This is a genomic window from Streptomyces sp. NPDC048248 (assembly GCF_043201875.1).
Taxonomy (GTDB): domain Bacteria; phylum Actinomycetota; class Actinomycetes; order Streptomycetales; family Streptomycetaceae; genus Streptomyces.
This window is the reverse complement of sequence record NZ_JBICZL010000015.1, coordinates 66,651-82,852: the sequence shown is the minus strand read 5'-3', so window position 1 is coordinate 82,852 and position 16,202 is coordinate 66,651. Positions and strand designations below refer to the sequence as shown.

General features: G+C 70.6%; 13 protein-coding genes. 8 read left to right on the top strand and 5 right to left on the bottom strand.

Annotated features, from left to right (window positions below):
• Positions 1-61: 61 nt before the first annotated feature.
• From ACGFZW_RS29575 to ACGFZW_RS29555, 5 genes are all read left to right on the top strand, one after another.
• Positions 62-748: an ABC transporter ATP-binding protein gene (locus ACGFZW_RS29575; RefSeq protein WP_393896312.1), complete on the top strand. Its 687-nt coding sequence runs from the start codon at positions 62-64 to the stop codon at positions 746-748.
• Positions 745-3,159, top strand: coding sequence for an ABC transporter permease (locus tag ACGFZW_RS29570; protein WP_393896311.1), 2,415 nt, complete (start codon positions 745-747; stop codon positions 3,157-3,159). The genes ACGFZW_RS29575 and ACGFZW_RS29570 overlap by 4 nt, the downstream gene beginning before the upstream one ends.
• Before the next feature lie 105 nt (positions 3,160-3,264).
• Positions 3,265-3,789 carry a PadR family transcriptional regulator gene (locus ACGFZW_RS29565; RefSeq protein ID WP_393896310.1) on the top strand — a complete coding sequence of 175 codons (525 nt, stop codon included), beginning with the start codon at positions 3,265-3,267 and terminating at the stop codon, positions 3,787-3,789.
• Positions 3,786-4,475 (top strand): ABC transporter ATP-binding protein, encoded by a 690-nt coding sequence (locus ACGFZW_RS29560; RefSeq protein WP_393896309.1) that lies wholly within the window; start codon positions 3,786-3,788, stop codon positions 4,473-4,475. The genes ACGFZW_RS29565 and ACGFZW_RS29560 overlap by 4 nt, the downstream gene beginning before the upstream one ends.
• Complete coding sequence (locus tag ACGFZW_RS29555; RefSeq protein WP_393896308.1) at positions 4,472-6,883, top strand: ABC transporter permease; 2,412 nt, start codon at positions 4,472-4,474, stop codon at positions 6,881-6,883. The genes ACGFZW_RS29560 and ACGFZW_RS29555 overlap by 4 nt, the downstream gene beginning before the upstream one ends.
• Before the next feature lie 94 nt (positions 6,884-6,977).
• Here the strand turns inward: ACGFZW_RS29555 and ACGFZW_RS29550 are convergent, their stop codons facing one another.
• Positions 6,978-7,937, bottom strand: coding sequence for a hydrogen peroxide-inducible genes activator (locus ACGFZW_RS29550; RefSeq protein ID WP_393896307.1), 960 nt, complete (start codon positions 7,935-7,937; stop codon positions 6,978-6,980).
• Between the two features lie 259 nt (positions 7,938-8,196).
• Here ACGFZW_RS29550 and ACGFZW_RS29545 point away from each other — a divergent pair, with 259 nt between their 5' ends.
• Both ACGFZW_RS29545 and ACGFZW_RS29540 read left to right on the top strand, forming a co-directional pair.
• A complete protein-coding gene (locus tag ACGFZW_RS29545; RefSeq protein ID WP_393896306.1) occupies positions 8,197-8,751 on the top strand; it encodes a peroxiredoxin in 555 nt (184 codons plus the stop codon).
• Positions 8,752-8,784: 33 nt separating this feature from the next.
• Positions 8,785-9,318 (top strand): alkyl hydroperoxide reductase, encoded by a 534-nt coding sequence (locus tag ACGFZW_RS29540; RefSeq protein WP_393896305.1) that lies wholly within the window; start codon positions 8,785-8,787, stop codon positions 9,316-9,318.
• A 178-nt stretch (positions 9,319-9,496) separates the two neighbouring features.
• On the opposite strand, the gene ACGFZW_RS29535 is transcribed toward ACGFZW_RS29540, so the two are convergent.
• The 4 genes from ACGFZW_RS29535 to ACGFZW_RS29520 form a co-directional block, all read right to left on the bottom strand.
• Complete coding sequence (locus ACGFZW_RS29535; RefSeq protein WP_393896304.1) at positions 9,497-11,026, bottom strand: AI-2E family transporter; 1,530 nt, start codon at positions 11,024-11,026, stop codon at positions 9,497-9,499.
• Positions 11,027-11,163: 137 nt separating this feature from the next.
• Positions 11,164-11,862, bottom strand: a complete 699-nt coding sequence (locus tag ACGFZW_RS29530; protein WP_393896303.1) for a transglycosylase SLT domain-containing protein — start codon at positions 11,860-11,862, stop codon at positions 11,164-11,166.
• 411 nt (positions 11,863-12,273) lie between these two features.
• A complete protein-coding gene (locus ACGFZW_RS29525) occupies positions 12,274-13,596 on the bottom strand; it encodes a PhoH family protein (RefSeq protein WP_393896302.1) in 1,323 nt (440 codons plus the stop codon).
• 439 nt (positions 13,597-14,035) lie between these two features.
• Positions 14,036-14,833: an isoprenyl transferase gene (locus ACGFZW_RS29520; RefSeq protein WP_393896301.1), complete on the bottom strand. Its 798-nt coding sequence runs from the start codon at positions 14,831-14,833 to the stop codon at positions 14,036-14,038.
• A gap of 122 nt (positions 14,834-14,955) precedes the next feature.
• Here ACGFZW_RS29520 and mgrA point away from each other — a divergent pair, with 122 nt between their 5' ends.
• Positions 14,956-15,993, top strand: a complete 1,038-nt coding sequence (mgrA, locus tag ACGFZW_RS29515; protein ID WP_393896300.1) for an L-glyceraldehyde 3-phosphate reductase — start codon at positions 14,956-14,958, stop codon at positions 15,991-15,993.
• Positions 15,994-16,202 lie beyond the last annotated feature (209 nt).

The window sequence follows — 16,202 nt, the reverse complement described above, 5'->3', positions numbered from 1 at the left end:
CATGTAGAGTGCATTCCATGCCCATCGGACGCACCCTGCCCGCACTCCCGGAGGCCAGCGCATGACCCCGGCCGGATCCCTGCTCGAAGCCTCCGCGCTGCACAAGACCTACGGCTCCACCCCCGCGCTGGACGGGGCGGACTTCTCCATCCACCCCGGCGAGGTCGTCGCCGTCATGGGCCCATCCGGCTCCGGCAAGTCCACGCTGCTGCACTGCCTCGCCGGGATCATCCGCCCGGACACCGGCACCGTCCGCTACGGCGGACACGACCTGACGGCCATGAGCGACACCCGGCGCAGTGCGCTGCGCCGCGCGGACTTCGGCTTCGTCTTCCAGTTCGGCCAGCTGGTACCGGAGCTGACCTGCATGGAGAACGTCGCGCTGCCGCTGCGGCTGAACGGCACCAAGCGCCAGGAGGCCGAGGCGCGCTCCCTGGAGTGGCTGGAGCGCCTGGAGGTGGACGGGGTCGCGGCCATGCGGCCCGGTGAGGTCTCCGGTGGCCAGGGACAGCGGGTCGCGGTGGCCCGCGCGCTGGCCTCCCGGCCGCGCGTCGTCTTCGCCGACGAGCCGACCGGTGCGCTGGACTCCCTCAACGGCGAGCGGGTGATGACACTGCTGACGGAGGCGGCCCGCGGCAGCAGCGCCGCCGTCGTCCTGGTCACCCACGAGGCCAGGGTCGCCGCCTACTCCGATCGCGAGGTCGTCGTCCGCGACGGCGTGGCCCGGGAAATGGCGGCCTCGGCATGAGCCTCCTCGACAAACCCGGAAAGCGGGACGCCGGCACCGCGACCGATCCGGCACGCCCCGCCGGCGGTGCCTCCTCCTGGATCCGCGATCTCGCCATGGGCCTCCGCTTCGCGGCCGGCGGCGGGCGCGAAGGCTGGGCACGTACGCTGCTGACGGCGCTCGGCGTGGGCCTGGGTGTGGTGCTGCTGCTCGGCGCCGCCTCCGTCCCGCACATCATGGACGGCCGCGCCCACCGCGGCGACGCCCGCGCCATCGTCATCGGCGACAAGCCGGTCGAGCCCTCGGCCCGCACCCTGCTGCACGCACACGTCGAGACGGCCTTCCGCGGGGACACCGTCGACGGCAACCTGTTGCGCCCCGACGGCCCCGAGGCGCCCGCACCACCCGGTGTCGCCGAACTCCCGCGCACCGGCGAGATGGTGGTCTCCCCCGCCCTCAAGGACCTGCTGGCGTCCCCGGAGGGCGAGCTGCTGCGCGAGCGGCTGCCGTACAGGACCGTCGGCACCATAGGTCAGCCCGGCCTGATCGGTCCCGGCGAGCTGAGCTACTACGCGAACAGCGCCACCCTGCCCGAGGCCGACGGCGCGCACCACATCGCCGGATTCGGCGCCACGAGCGAGTCGGAGCCGATGAGCCCGCTTTTGGTGGTGCTGATCATCGTGGCCTGTGTGGTGCTGCTGATGCCGGTGGCCATCTTCATCGCCACCGCCGTCCGCTTCGGTGGGGAGCGCCGCGACCGGCGGCTGGCGGCGCTGCGCCTGGTGGGCGCCGATGTCCGGATGACCCGGCGGATAGCGGCGGGCGAGGCGCTGCTCGGCTCACTGCTCGGGCTGGTGCTGGGCGCGCTGATGTTCCTCGGCGCCCGGCAGCTGATGGCCTCGGTCACCATCTGGGACGTCAGCGTCTTCCCCTCCGACCTCACCCCGGCCCCGGCGCTCGCGGCGCTGGTCGCCGTCACCGTGCCGCTGTCCGCCGTCCTCGTGACGATCTTCGCGCTGCGCGGGGTCACCATCGAGCCGCTGGGCGTCGTGCGCAACAGTGCCGGGCGGCGTCGCCGGCTGTGGTGGCGGCTGCCGCTGCCCCTGGCGGGCCTGGCGCTGCTGCTCCTGAACGGCCGGGTGGACACCGCGAACGGCGCGCTCCACCCCTACTGGATCGCCGGGGGTGCGGTGCTGGTGCTGTTCGGCATCACGCTGCTGCTGCCGTGGCTGGTCGAGGCGGCCGTCGGCCGTCTCAAGGGGGGTCCGGTGTCATGGCAACTGGCCACCAGAAGGCTGCAGTTGAGCAGCGGTACGGCCGCCCGCGCGGTCAGCGGCATCACCGTCGCGGTCGCCGGCGCCATCGCGCTCCAGCTGTTCTTCGCCGCCATCCAGAGCGACTTCATGAAGGTCACCGGGCAGGACTCCCGGCGGGCGCAGATGGACGTCTCACTGCCGACGCGGGACATCGCCACCATCCGGAAAATGGTCGGGGACTTCCGCTCCACCAAGGGCGTGGACGGCGTCGTCGCGGCGATCCACGGCTCCGCCACCCGATCGCAACCGGCCCGTGAGGGCGAGGACTTCACGCCGTCGACCGAGGTCACCGTCGGCGACTGCGCGACCCTGAGCGAACTGGCCCACACCGGCTCCTGCAAGAACGGCGATGTCTTCATCGTCAAGGACAGCAGCGGCATGGTCGAGGACGACTACCTCTTCGAGACCGCCCGGCCCGGCGCGAAGGTGCTCTTCAACGCGGACATGGACACCGGCGAGCCGGACGGCGCGGCGCGGTGGTGGACCGTGCCGAAGTCGGCCCGGACGGTCGATTCCCGCAAGGACCCTTCGGGGCAGACGCACTTCGGCATCTTCGCCACCCCGGCCGCGCTGGACACCGCACAGCTGGACGACCCCACCGCGCGCGCCATGGTCAAGGTCGACCCCCGTCTCCCGGACGGCCAGGAGTACGTCCGTAACACCGCGGCCCGTATCGATCCGCTGATGAACGTCACGGCCATCCAGAACTACTCGCGCGACAAACAGTTCACGAGCGTGCGGACCGGCCTGCTCGTCGCCTCCACCGCGACGCTGGCGCTGATCGCCGCGAGCATGCTGGTCTCCACGCTGGAGCAGCTGCGCGAGCGGCGGCGGCTGTTGTCGGTGCTGGTGGCGTTCGGCACCCGGCGCGGCACCCTGGGCTGGTCCGTGCTGTGGCAGACCGCGGTCCCGGTGGTGCTGGGCCTCGCCCTGGCCGTCGCCGGGGGGCTCGGGCTCGGCATGGCGCTGCTGAACCTGGCCGGGAAGACGAGCGTTGACTGGTCAGTGGTGTGGCCGCTGCCGGCGGCAGGTGCCGGGCTCGTCCTGGTGATCACGCTGCTGAGTCTGCCGCCGCTGTGGCGGATGATGCGCCCGGACGGCCTGCGGTCTGAGTGAGTCGCGCGCCCGGGACCCGGAAGCCACCGGGTCCCGGGCGCCCCGCTGTGCGCTATACAACCTGCGTATACACCAGGACTACACCCAGACCGTAAGGTGGTCGCCATGTCAATCGGTCATACGCTGCTCGGCCTCCTGGAGTCCGGTCCCCGCCACGGCTACGACCTCAAGCGGGCCTTCGACGAGCACTTCGGGCAGGACCGCCCGCTGCACTACGGTCAGGTCTACTCCACGATGTCCCGGCTGCTGAAGAACGGCCTGGTCGAGGTGGACGCCGTGGAGGCCGGAGCGGGCCCTGAGCGCAAGCGGTACGCCATCACCGACGCCGGCGTCACCGACGTCGCGCAGTGGCTCGCCCGCCCCGAGAAACCCGAGCCCTACCTCCAGTCGACGCTCTACACGAAGATCGTGCTGGCCCTGATGACCGGCCGCGACGCCGCGGAACTCCTCGACACCCAGCGCGCCGAGCACCTGCGGCTGATGCGCGGGCTGACCGAGCGCAAGCGCACCGGCGACCTCGCCGACCAGCTGATCTGCGACCACGCCCTGTTCCATCTCGAAGCCGATCTGCGCTGGCTGGAGCTGACCGCCGCCCGGCTGGACCGGCTGGCGGAGACGGTGCGCGCATGACACCGGAGGGATCCCTGCTCTCGGCGGAAGACCTGCACAAGACCTACGGCCCCACCACCGCGCTGGCCGGCGCGGAATTCTCCGTCCACCCCGGCGAGGTCGTCGCCGTGATGGGCCCCTCCGGCTCCGGCAAGTCCACGCTGCTGCACTGCCTCGCCGGGATCGTCCTGCCGGATTCGGGCACCGTCCGCTACGGCCCGCACGACCTCACCGCCCTGAGCGACGCCCGGCGCAGCGCCCTGCGCCGCACCGACTTCGGCTTCGTCTTCCAATTCGGCCGTCTGGTACCGGAGTTGACTGCTCTGGAGAACGTCGCGCTGCCGCTGCGGCTGAACGGCATCAAGCGCAAGGAGGCCGAGGCGCGGTCCCATGAGTGGCTGGAGCGGCTGGAGGTCGACACCGTGCGGAGCCGGCGGCCCGGTGAGATATCGGGCGGTCAGAGCCAGCGCGTCGCGGTCGCCCGCGCCCTGGCCGTCCGGCCCCGGGTGATCTTCGCGGACGAGCCGACCGGCGCCCTGGACTCCCTCAACGGCGAGCGGGTGATGGCCCTCCTGACCGACGCCGCCCGCGACACCCACGCCGCCGTCGTCCTGGTCACCCACGAGACGCGCGTCGCCGCCTACTCCGACCGCGAGATCGTCGTCCGCGACGGAAGGGTGAAGGACATGCTTGCGGGCCTGCGATGAGCCCGCTGCTCTCACGCTCCGGCACCGACGGCGGACGCGGCACCGCCGAGCGCCCGGCACCACCCACCCTCCCCCGCACCGGCCCCGCCGCCTGGGCCCGCGACCTCGCGATGGGCATGCGGTTCGCGGCCTGCGGCCGCGAGGGCTGGATCCGCACGGCCCTGACCGCCGCGGGCGTCGCCCTGGGGGTGAGCGTCCTGCTGCTCGGCGCGTCCGTGCCGTCCCTGCTGGATTCCTGGCACGGAAGGGAGAAGGCGCGCGAGAATCTCGGGCAGGAGCACGACCCCCGGCCCGCCGACGACACCCTGCTCTACACCTCGGCGGACACCACCTTCCACAGCGCGCAGATCCGCGGACGGCTGGTGCGCCCGGACGGCACACACCCGCCGGTGCCTCCCGGAGTCGACCGCCTTCCCGGTCCCGGCCGGATGCTCGTATCGCCCGCCCTCGCCCAGCTGTTGGACTCCCCCGGCGGGGCGCTGCTGCGCGACCGGCTGCACTACGAGGTCGCCGGCCGGATCGGTGACGAGGGCCTGCGCGGACCGAAGGAACTGACCTACCTCGCACAGCCCGCCACCCTCCGCGAGGCCGACGGCTACCGCATCGACCACTTCGGCAGGAGCTGGCAGGCCCCTCCGCTGCGGGCGCCGGTCGCGCTGCTGGTGGTCATGTCGTGTGTCGCGCTGATGATGCCCGTCGTGGTCTTCATCGGCACCTCCGTACGGTTCGGCAACGAACGCCGCGAGCGCCGGCTGGCCGCACTCCGGCTGGTCGGCTCCGATGTCCCCACCACCCGCCGGATCGCGTCCGGCGAGTCGCTCTTCGGTTCGCTGCTGGGGCTGGCGGCGGGGGCACTGCTCTTCCTGGGCGCGCGACAGCTCGCGTCCGTGATCACACTGTGGGATGTCAACGTCTTCCCCTCGGACGTGAGCCCCGGACCACTGGCCACGACTCTGATCGTGCTCCTCGTGCCGATCGCGTCCGTCCTGGTGACGCTGTTCGCGCAGCGCGGCGTCACCGTGGAACCGCTGGGCGTGGTCCGCGACCACCCAGCCGTCCACCGCCGGCTGTGGTGGCGGGTGGCGCTGCCCGCCGTGGGCGCCCTGCTGCTGCTCCCGCTCGCCCGTGAGCGGCCGTGGACGGACACTCCGCTGAACACCGTCCGGCTGGCGGCCGGTGCGATGCTCCTGCTGCTCGGGGTCACCGCACTGCTGCCCTGGCTCGTCGACGCGGTGGTGCGCCGCCTGCACGGCGGCCCGGTCCCGTGGCAACTGGCAACCCGACGGCTCCAGTTGAGCAGCGGATCGGCCACCCGCGCGGTCAGCGGGATCACCGTCGCGGTGGCCGGCGCCATCGCGGTCCACATGCTCATGACCGGGATGCAGGCCGGCTACGCCGAGGCGTACGCGCGGTCCGGCAAACTGCCGCAGATCGGCCTGTGGGGCAGCTCCGGCAATTGGCCGCGGACCGAACGCGCGCTGACCGCGCTGCGGGCCACCCCCGGTGTGACCGCGGTCCGCGGCACGGTCGATGCGAACATCGGGGCCCTGCCCGTCGCGGGCCGGGACCCGGCCCGCGCCCCCATGGCGACGGTCGCCATCGGCAGCTGCGCCGAGCTGCGCAGGCTGGCCCGGGTCGGCTCCTGTCGGGACGGCGATGCCTTCGTCACGGACGCCCGGGAGAAGGACTCCCCCGTCGCGCCCGGCGCCACGGTCGACCTCAACGCCGCGTTCACCCGGGAGGGCCCCTCAAGTCCCCGCCCCTGGACGGTTCCCCGCACGGCCCGCGCCACCCGGCTCCTCTCCCCCGGACACGGGCCCGGCCTCTTCTCCTACGACCTCCTGGTCACCCCTTCGGTGCTCGACACCGCCCGGCTCTCCTCCCCCAACATGGAGCTGAAGGTCGACTTCGACCGGGGGGCCAGGGACGCGGTGGAGCACATCCGCAACACCGCAGCGCGCATCGACCCGACGATGAACGAGTACTCCGCCCTCGACAATCCACATGACGCGCAGTACTCCAGCGTTCGCGACGGCCTGTTCGCCGCCGCTGTCGTCACGCTGCTGCTGATCGGCGCCGGACTGGTCATCTCCACCGTCGAGCAGCTCCAGGAGCGCCGCCGACTACTGTCCGCGCTCGACGCCTTCGGCACCCGCCGCGCCACGCTCGCCTGGTCGATCCTGTGGCAGACCGCCCTCCCGGTCACGCTCGGCCTCGGCCTCGCGCTCGGCTGCGGGCTCACCCTGGGCACCCTGCTGCTGACGATGATCGACACCGCGGTGACGGTGGACTGGCCGGTGGTGGCGGCGATGACGGGCACCGGCGCAGGGGTGATCCTGTTCGTGACCGTACTGAGCCTGCCGGCGCTGTGGCGCCTGATGCGGCCCGACGGGCTGCGCACGGAGTAACCGCGCCCGGGCGAGAGCGCTTCAAGCCTCGGGCTGCGTGCGCATCCGGCAGGCGCTCGGGGCACACAAGCCCGGCAAGATCCGGAGGAAAGACCTAGTCCTTCATGATCCGGACCGGCAGTCCCCGCAGGGCCTCGCGCAGTGCGTCCGCGAACTCCTCGAACTCGCGATGCCGCGCCGAGCCGCTGCGCATCGCCAGCGCGATCCGCCGGGCGGGTGCCGGGTCCGCGAAGTACCCGGTCGTCAGCTGGTCGTTGCGTCCGGTCTCCACCCGCAGCGCGGTGCGCGGCAGCAGTGTCACGCCCAGTCCGCCGGCCACCAGCTGGACCAGTGTCGACAGCCCCGCCGCGCTGGTCGTCACCGGGGCGCCCTCCTCCCGGCCTGCCTCGCGGCAGATGTCCAGCGCCTGATCACGCAGGCAGTGGCCCTCGTCAAGGAGCAGCAGATCGAGTTCCTTCAGCGCCTGCCGCGGGATGTCCCCGCGGCCGCCCAGCCAGTGCTCCTTGGGCGCGACCAGCACGAAGTCCTCTTCGAACAGCGGGAGTTCGGTGACCTGCGGGACCCCGAGGGGCACCGCGAGCAGCAGCAGGTCGAGCCGCCCGTGGGCGAGCCCGTCCAGCAGGGAGGCGGTCTGCTCCTCGTGCACCTGGAGGTCGAGGTCGGGATACCTCTCGTGGACCAGTCGCAGCACGGTCGGCAGCAGATACGGCGCGACGGTCGGGATGACGCCCAGCCGCAGCACGCCGGTGAACGGCGCACGGGCCGCCTCCGCCTCGTCCATCAGATCGCCGACCGCGTCCAGGACCGTACGGGCGCGCGCCGCCACCCGCTCCCCGGCGGGAGACAGCAGCACCTTGCGCGTCGTACGCTCCAGCAGCTGCACCCCGAGCACCTCCTCCAGGGAGGAGACCGCACCGGAGAGCGCGGGCTGGCTCATGCCGATCTCGGCGGCCGCCTCGCGGAAGTGCAGATACTCGGCCACCGCGGCGAACGCCCGCAGCTGGGACAGGCTGGGCTGCCGGGGCCTGCCACCCGGGCTCGCGGGAGAAGCCACTGATAACCACCTCCGATCAAGATTGACCAGTCTAGCCAGTCTTCTGATCAATACCGACGGCACCCCCGGATGACGAGCACACGGGCGGCGCGTGACGGGCGCCACTGATAGCCGGACCCGATCAACACATCACGATGCGGCTATTTCCCTGATCAATAACCGCTGTGGCACTGTGTAACCCGTCCAAGCCCCAAGGAAAGCCCCCGAATCCCCAATAAGGGGTTCTGTGTGGGCTGTTACTCCCCACAAAGGAGAGCGCGTGCTCACTGTCGGTGACAAGTTCCCCGAGTTCGAACTGACCGCCTGCGTCTCGCTGGAGACCGGCAAGGAATTCGAGGAGATCAACCACAAGACCTACGAGGGCAAGTGGAAGATCGTCTTCGCGTGGCCCAAGGACTTCACCTTCGTGTGCCCGACGGAGATCGCCGCCTTCGGCAAGCTGAACGAGGACTTCGCCGACCGCGACGCGCAGATCCTCGGCTTCTCCGGTGACTCCGAGTTCGTGCACCACGCCTGGCGCAAGGACCACCCGGACCTGACCGACCTGCCCTTCCCGATGCTCGCCGACTCCAAGCACGAGCTGATGCGCGACCTGGGCATCGAGGGCGAGGACGGCTTCGCGCAGCGCGCCGTCCTCATCGTCGACCAGAACAACGAGATCCAGTTCACCATGGTGACCGCCGGCTCCGTCGGCCGTAACCCCAAGGAGGTCCTGCGGGTCCTCGACGCCCTGCAGACCGACGAGCTGTGCCCCTGCAACTGGTCCAAGGGCGACGAGACCCTCGACCCGGTCGCGCTCCTCTCGGGCGAGTGAACAGCGGACAAGCGAACAGGAGGCTGAGCTGACATGGCTCTCGACGAACTCAAGTCCGCCATACCGGACTACGCCAAGGACCTGAAGCTGAACCTCGGCTCGGTCATCGGCAACAGCGACCTTCCGCAGCAGCAGCTGTGGGGCACGGTCCTGTCCTGCGCGATCGCCTCGCGCTCGCCGAAGGTGCTGCGCGAGCTGGAGCCGGAGGCCAAGGCCAACCTCTCCGCCGAGGCGTACACCGCCGCCAAGTCGGCCGCCGCCATCATGGCGATGAACAACGTGTTCTACCGGACCCGGCACCTGCTGTCGGACCCGGAGTACGGCACGCTGCGCGCCGGCCTGCGGATGAACGTCATCGGCAACCCCGGTGTCGAGAAGGTCGACTTCGAGCTGTGGTCGCTGGCCGTCTCGGCCATCAACGGCTGCGGCCAGTGCCTGGACTCGCACGAGCAGGTGCTCCGCAAGGCCGGTGTGGACCGCGAGACGATCCAGGAGGCCGTCAAGATCGCGTCCGTCCTGCAGGCCGTCGGCGCCACCCTCGACGCCGAGGCCGCGCTCGCCGAGTGACACACCACCGCACGCGGTGAGGTGCGGCGGCGCCGTTGCGCAGCCACACACCACAGCACAGCACAGAACCCCGCAGACGAGTCGTCTGCGGGGTTCTGTGCGTCAGTTGGGATGCGTGGGAGGGCTCTGAGGCGCCGCAGGGGCACTGCGGGCCGCACAGTGCTCCTGCGGCCCGCGGCTACTCCTGCGGCTGTTCGGTCCGCACCCGGACCGGCGTCGGCGTCGGTGTCGGCGCCGCCCCGAGCGCGGTCGCACCGCGCGGCGTCGGCGTCATCCGCAGCGCCTGCTCCCTGGAGTAGGCGCGCAGATAGCCGACGACGGCGTTGGTGACGGCCACCAGCGGGACCGCGACGACCGCACCCCCGATCCCCGCGATCAGACCGCCCGCGGCGACCGACAGGATCACGGCGAGCGGATGGACCCGGACCGCCCGGCCCAGGATGAAGGGCTGCAGGATGTGCCCCTCGATCTGCTGCACGGCCAGGACCACCGCCAGCACCATCAGGGCGGTGAACACCCCCTGGGTGACCAGCGCGACCACGCACGCCAGCGCGCCCGAGACCACCGCGCCGACCAGCGGGATGAAGGCGAACAGGAAGATGAAGACGGCGAGCGGTACGGCCAGCGGCACATCAAGGAACCAGAGCCCGATGCCGATGAAGATGGCGTCGATCAGCGCGACCACCACCGTGCCCCGCACATACGCGGTCAGCGTCCGCCAGGCCCGCGGCCCCGCGCCCGCCATGCCCGCCCGCGCCACGTCCGGGACCAGCTTGAGCAGCCAGGTCCAGATCCGGCGGCCGTCGTAGAGCAGGAAGAGGGTGGTGAACATCGCCAGCAGGATGCCCGTGAGGACCTCCAGGACGACGGTGACGCCCTCCAGACCCGCCGACGTGATCGCCTCGGTGTTCGCGCCGACCGCGTCCTGCAGATTCTTCGCGATGTGGTTGATCTGACTCTCGGTCACATGGAACGGGCTCTTCAGCAGCCAGCCCTTGAGCTCGGTGATGCCCTCCTGGATACGGCTGGACACCGAGTCGATGTTGTCCTGGACCTGCCACACCACGAACCATCCGACCAGCCCCATCACGACGAAGCCGCCGATGAAGGTCAGCGCGGTCGCCAGCCCCCGTGCCAGTCCGCGGTTGCGCAGCCACCCCACGGTGGGCTGGAGCAGAGCGGTGATCAGCAGCGCCGCGATGAAGGCCAGGACGACCAGTTCGATCGTGGTGATGACGCGCGCGAGCACCCACAGGGTCCCGGCCATGACCAGCAGACGCCAGCCCACTTCGGCGGAGACCCGCATCCCCCACGGCACCGCGTCCACCGGGTCCGGGCGGGGCGCCACGGCCGGTGCGTAGGCCGGCGGCGCGGGCACCGAGTCCGGCGTGCGGGCGGCGGTCGGTGCCGCGTCCTCCGCACCGGGGTGCGGCACACCGTCCACGGCGTCCGGCAGCTTTTTGCGGGCCGGGCCCGGCCCTGCCGCACCGTCCGCCGCCGGGGAGCCGTTGGCCGCCGGTCTTGTGCCGTCCGGCGGCCCGGAGTCCGTGCTGTCGCCGCGGCCGTCGGCGTACTCGGCGCTCCTCAGCTCGTCGGAGTCGCCGGCCGCCGCCGCTGCTTCCGCGCGGCGGCGCTGGTCCTCCAGCCGCTGCGACAGCCGCGTCAGACCGGCACCGAGGTCACCGATCCACTGAGGCAATCTGGACATGTCGCTTCCTCTTCCCCTCCCGTCCCCCATCACTGACGGCACGACGTTACCCGGCGCGGACGCACGAAACCCCCGACGCTCGCGCGGTCGGGGGTTTCGGAAGCGCTGTGATGCTGCCGGTACGGCTCCCGGAGGGCCTAGTACCAGTTGTTGGCCTGCCAGAACGACCAGGCACCGCAGGGGCTGCCGTAGCGGTCGTTCATGTAGTTCAGGCCCCACTTTATCTGCGTGGCCGGGTTGGTCTGCCAGTCCGAGCCGGCCGACGACATCTTCGAGCCGGGCAGGGCCTGCACGAGTCCGTACGCGCCGGAGGAAGCGTTGCTGGCCTGGTAGTTCCAGCTGGACTCGTGGTCCACGATGTTGCTGAAGCACTGGAACTGCTCGCCGGGGATCATCTGGCGCGCGATGGCCTGAGTCTCGGCGACGGTGTAAGAGGCCTGGACCGTGAAGTCGCCGGCGTCGCGCGCCGAGGAGCGGGACGCTGCCAGCTTCTCCTCGCGCTCCTTGGCGGCCTTCTCCGCCTTTGCCTTCTCGGCAGCTTCCTTCTTCTCCTGCGCGGTCTGTGCGGCGGCCTTGCGTGCCGACTCCTGCGCGGACTTGAGGGAGGCCGCATCGGCCTGGGTGGACTGCTCGTCCGCCTGCTGCGTCAGGGACGCCGTCTGCACCTGGGCCTGCTGGCCCGCGGGGATGTCAGCGATCGTCGCGTCGGCCGCGGTGGCCTCGGTGTTGCCGACCGAGCCCTGGTCGCTGCCTGCAGCGACGCCGACTACGGCGCCGACGGTGGTGACCGCGGTGGCGGAGGCCACGGCGAATCCCCGGACCGAGATCCGGCTCACACGTTTTCCTTCCAGCATCGCCCGCATAGGTGACCTCGCGGGCGCAATCGTGCCCCTGGCGCTGGTCTCCCCTTGTTCCGGCCACCGTTGAGCGGTGGCGGCCGACTGGTCACGGGAGGCACTGGCCCGGTACGTCCCCCTCGGGGGTCCGCGTGGTGCTCGGGCGGCATACGACGACTCGCTATGAAGTTCGGGTGGTGCTTACCTCCCCCGAGGGAGGCCGCTGTGTCGCATGCGGGGCCTGACAGGACCCAGACTCTGCCCGAATGAGATGCCGTGAATCAATTCTCCGTTGCGTGTGAAAGCTCACACCCCGTTTACACCTGGGGATTTTCGGATATCCCCGCGCGACAGAACGCCGCCCGGCTAAGCTCCTTCGCTTCTCCGGGCGGCGCCATGGTTCACAAACGGTCAGATCCTGCCGTCCTCCAGCATTTCGGTCACCAATGCCGCGATGGGCGACCGCTCCGAGCGGTTGAGCGTGACGTGTGCGAACAGCGGATGGCCCTTCAGCTTCTCGACCACCGCGACCACACCGTCATACCTCCCCACCCGGAGATTGTCCCGTTGTGCGACGTCATGAGTCAGTACGACCCGGGAGTTGGCGCCGATACGGGACAGAACCGTCAAAAGGACGTTGCGCTCCAGCGACTGGGCCTCGTCGACGATGACGAACGCGTCATGCAGCGACCGGCCGCGGATGTGGGTGAGCGGCAGCACCTCCAACATGCCGCGCCCGACCACCTCTTCGATGACGTCCTTGCTGGTCACCGCGGACAGCGTGTCGAAGACGGCCTGAGCCCAGGGGCTCATCTTCTCCGCCTCGCTGCCCGGCAGGTAACCCAGCTCCTGGCCGCCGACGGCGTACAGCGGCCGGAAGACCATCACCTTGCGGTGCTGCTGACGCTCCAGCACGGCCTCCAGACCCGCGCACAGCGCCAGCGCCGACTTGCCCGTACCGGCCCGGCCGCCCATCGAGACGATCCCGACATCCGGGTCGAGCAGCAGATCCAGGGCGATCCGCTGCTCGGCGCTGCGGCCGTGGATGCCGAATGCCTCCCGGTCGCCCCGCACCAGCCGGACCGCACCCTCCGCGGTGACCCGGCCGAGCGCCTTGCCGCGCTCGGACTGCAGCACGAGTCCGGTGTGCACCGGAAGTTCGGCCGCTTCCGCCAGATGCACGGACTCGGCCGCGAAAAGATCGTCCACCTGCTCGGCGGGGACGGTCAGCTCGGCCATCCCCGTCCAGCCGGAGTCGGTGATCGCCAGCTCGGCGCGGTACTCCTCGGCCAGCAGACCGACCGAGCTGGCCTTGATGCGCAGCGGCAGGTCCTTGGAGACGACCGTGACGTCGTACCCCTCGGCCTGGAGATTGCGCGCCACCGCCAGGATCCGCGAGTCGTTGTCGCCGAGCTGGAAGCCGGCGGGCAGGATCCCCGGATCGGAGTGGTTCAGCTCGACCCGGAGGGTGCCGCCGAGCTCCCCGATGGGGATGGGCGCATCGAGTCGGCCGAATTGCACCCGGTACTCATCCAGCAGGCGCAGCGCCTGCCGCGCGAAATAGCCGAGCTCGGGATGGTGCCTCTTCGCCTCCAACTCCGTGACCACGACGACCGGCAGCACGACTTCGTGCTCCTCGAAGCGGGACATGGCGCCTGGATCCGCCAGCAGGACGCTGGTGTCGAGAACGTAAGTGCGCCGGCCGTTGTCACGGCGCTTTTTGCTGTTCACCACGGGTGGACGAACCCCCTCGGATGAGGTCGGGGTGCGACGGCGTCGCGGGGGACAGGACCGGGTTCTGGCCACGATGCGCGGGCCGAACGCCGGCCCTCCGCGTCGTCCGTGCGGTGCGCACGAGCGTCCGTGATGTGCAAAGGGCCTCCCGGGCGGACGGCCCCATGCCGCCCGCTGAGATGCGGCGCCCGATGTCTGGTTCCGGACGCCGACCTGGAAGGGATATGCCCTGTCAGCCCCTCACCCATGCCCGTGCATATGACGCCCGGCCGGTGAACCTTTGGTGACACGCGAACGCTCAGCGGCGGAGAGGCGGGAGGGACGGATGTGCCGCGAAGGGTGATGCGGGGGCCGGTTGGGCTAGAACCGGCGGCCGGTCGGGCTAACGGCGGCCCCGGGACGCGAACGGGCCCCGGAGAACTCTCCGGGGCCCGTTCGGCTAGAAGCCGTAACGGCGGTGCCGGGCGGCGTAGTCGCGCAACGCCCGCAGGAAGTCGACCTTCCGGAACGCCGGCCAGAAGACCTCGCAGAAGTAGTACTCCGAGTGGGCGCTCTGCCAGAGCATGAAGCCCGACAGCCGCTGCTCGCCGCTCGTGCGGATCACCAGGTCCGGGTCCGGCTGGCCGCGCGTGTAGAGGTGCTCGGAGATGTGTTCGACGTCGACGATCTCGGCCAGCTCCTCGAAGGAGGTGCCGCGCTCGGCGTGTTCGAGCAGCAGCGAGCGCACCGCGTCCGCGATCTCCTGCCGGCCGCCGTAGCCGACCGCGACGTTCACCAGGATGCCGCTGTTGTCGACGGTCTCCTGCTCGGCTTCCTTGAGCACCTGCTGCGTACCGGAGGGGAGCAGATCGCGGTTGCCGACGTGGTGCACCCGCCAGCGGCCGTCGGCCGCCAGGTCGCGCACGGTGTTCTCGATGATGCCCAGCAGCGGGGTCAGCTCGTTCTCGGGCCGGTCGAGGTTGTCGGTGGACAGCATCCACAGCGTGACGACCTCGACGTCGGTTTCCTCACACCAGCCCAGCAGCTCACTGATCTTGGCCGCGCCCGCTTGGTGGCCCTGCTCGGTCGTGCGCCCGTCGGCCCGCGCCCAGCGGCGGTTGCCGTCCAGGATGACGCCGATGTGCTTGGGCACCTGGGTGTGGTCCAGGCGGCCCTCCACCCGGCGCGCGTACAGCCGGTAGACCAGATTGCGCAGTGCAGGCGGATACGGGATGCGCACCCCGGAAGATCGCAGCATGTGTGGTCCAGCCCCTCCGTGCCGATGGCGGTCGCCCCGTCGCCTCAAGTGGGCAACTTTACTTCTCGGGTGTATCGACAGCCCAATCAGGTGTGTCACAGGTACGTGATAGGGAGATGAGCATGACTGGCACATCTGACTACCGCGCCGTGGATTCGCGCTATGACTCCATGGAGTACCGGCGCACGGGCCACAGCGGCCTCAAACTCCCCGCTATCTCCCTCGGACTCTGGCACAACTTCGGGGACGACCGCACCCTGAGCTCCCAGCGCGCCATCCTGCGTCGTGCCTTCGACCTGGGAATCACCCATTTCGACCTGGCCAACAACTACGGCCCGCCGCCCGGTTCCGCGGAGCTGAACTTCGGCAAGATCTTCGCGCAGGACTTCCGCCCCTACCGCGACGAGATCATTCTCTCCACGAAGGCCGGATATCGGATGCACCCCGGTCCCTACGGCGAATGGGGTTCGCGGAAATATCTCCTCTCGTCGTTGGATGCGTCACTGAAGCGGATGGGTGTCGATTACGTCGATATCTTCTACTCGCACCGCTTCGACCCGGACACCCCGCTGGAGGAGACGATGGGCGCGCTGGCGTCCGCGGTCCAGCAGGGCAAGGCCCTGTACGCCGGTGTCTCGTCCTACAACGCCGAGCAGACCCGCGAGGCGGCCCGGATCCTGCGCGGGATGGGGGTCAGGCCCCTCATCCACCAACCCTCGTACTCGATGATCAACCGTTGGACCGAGGACGACGCGCTGCTGGACACCCTCGAGGCCGAGGGCATGGGCTGCATTTCCTTCGCCCCACTGGCGCAGGGCCTGCTGACCGACAAGTACCTGCACGGCATCCCCGAGGGCTCGCGCGCCTCGCAGGGCAAGTCCCTGGACCCGGGCCTGCTGTCCGACGACGTCGTACGCCGGCTCCGCGGTCTGAACGACATCGCCGCCCGCCGCGGCCAGTCGCTGGCGCAGTTGGCTCTGCGCTGGGTGCTGCGTGACGAGCGGATGACCTCCGCACTGATCGGTGCGAGCAGTGTGGCGCAGCTGGAGGCCAATATCGCGGCACTCGACGCACCCGGGATCACGGCGGACGAGCTGACCGAGATCGACGAGTTCGCCAAGACCACCGACGGCGTGAACATCTGGGCCAAACGGGGCTGACGCGGCCGGGAGCCGAGGTCCGGGCGGGGCGGCCCGGAGGCTGCTGAGGTCCGGGCCGAGGCTCCGGGGCCGAGGTCCGGGCGCGGCCACCGGGCGGGCGCCCATCCGTCGGTCCGCCCGCGGGCACAAAAAACGGGCCGGTCCGTGGGGGGATACGGACCGGCCCGAGGGGGGGATCCCACCATAACCCTGCTGGGGTCGTGCTCCGC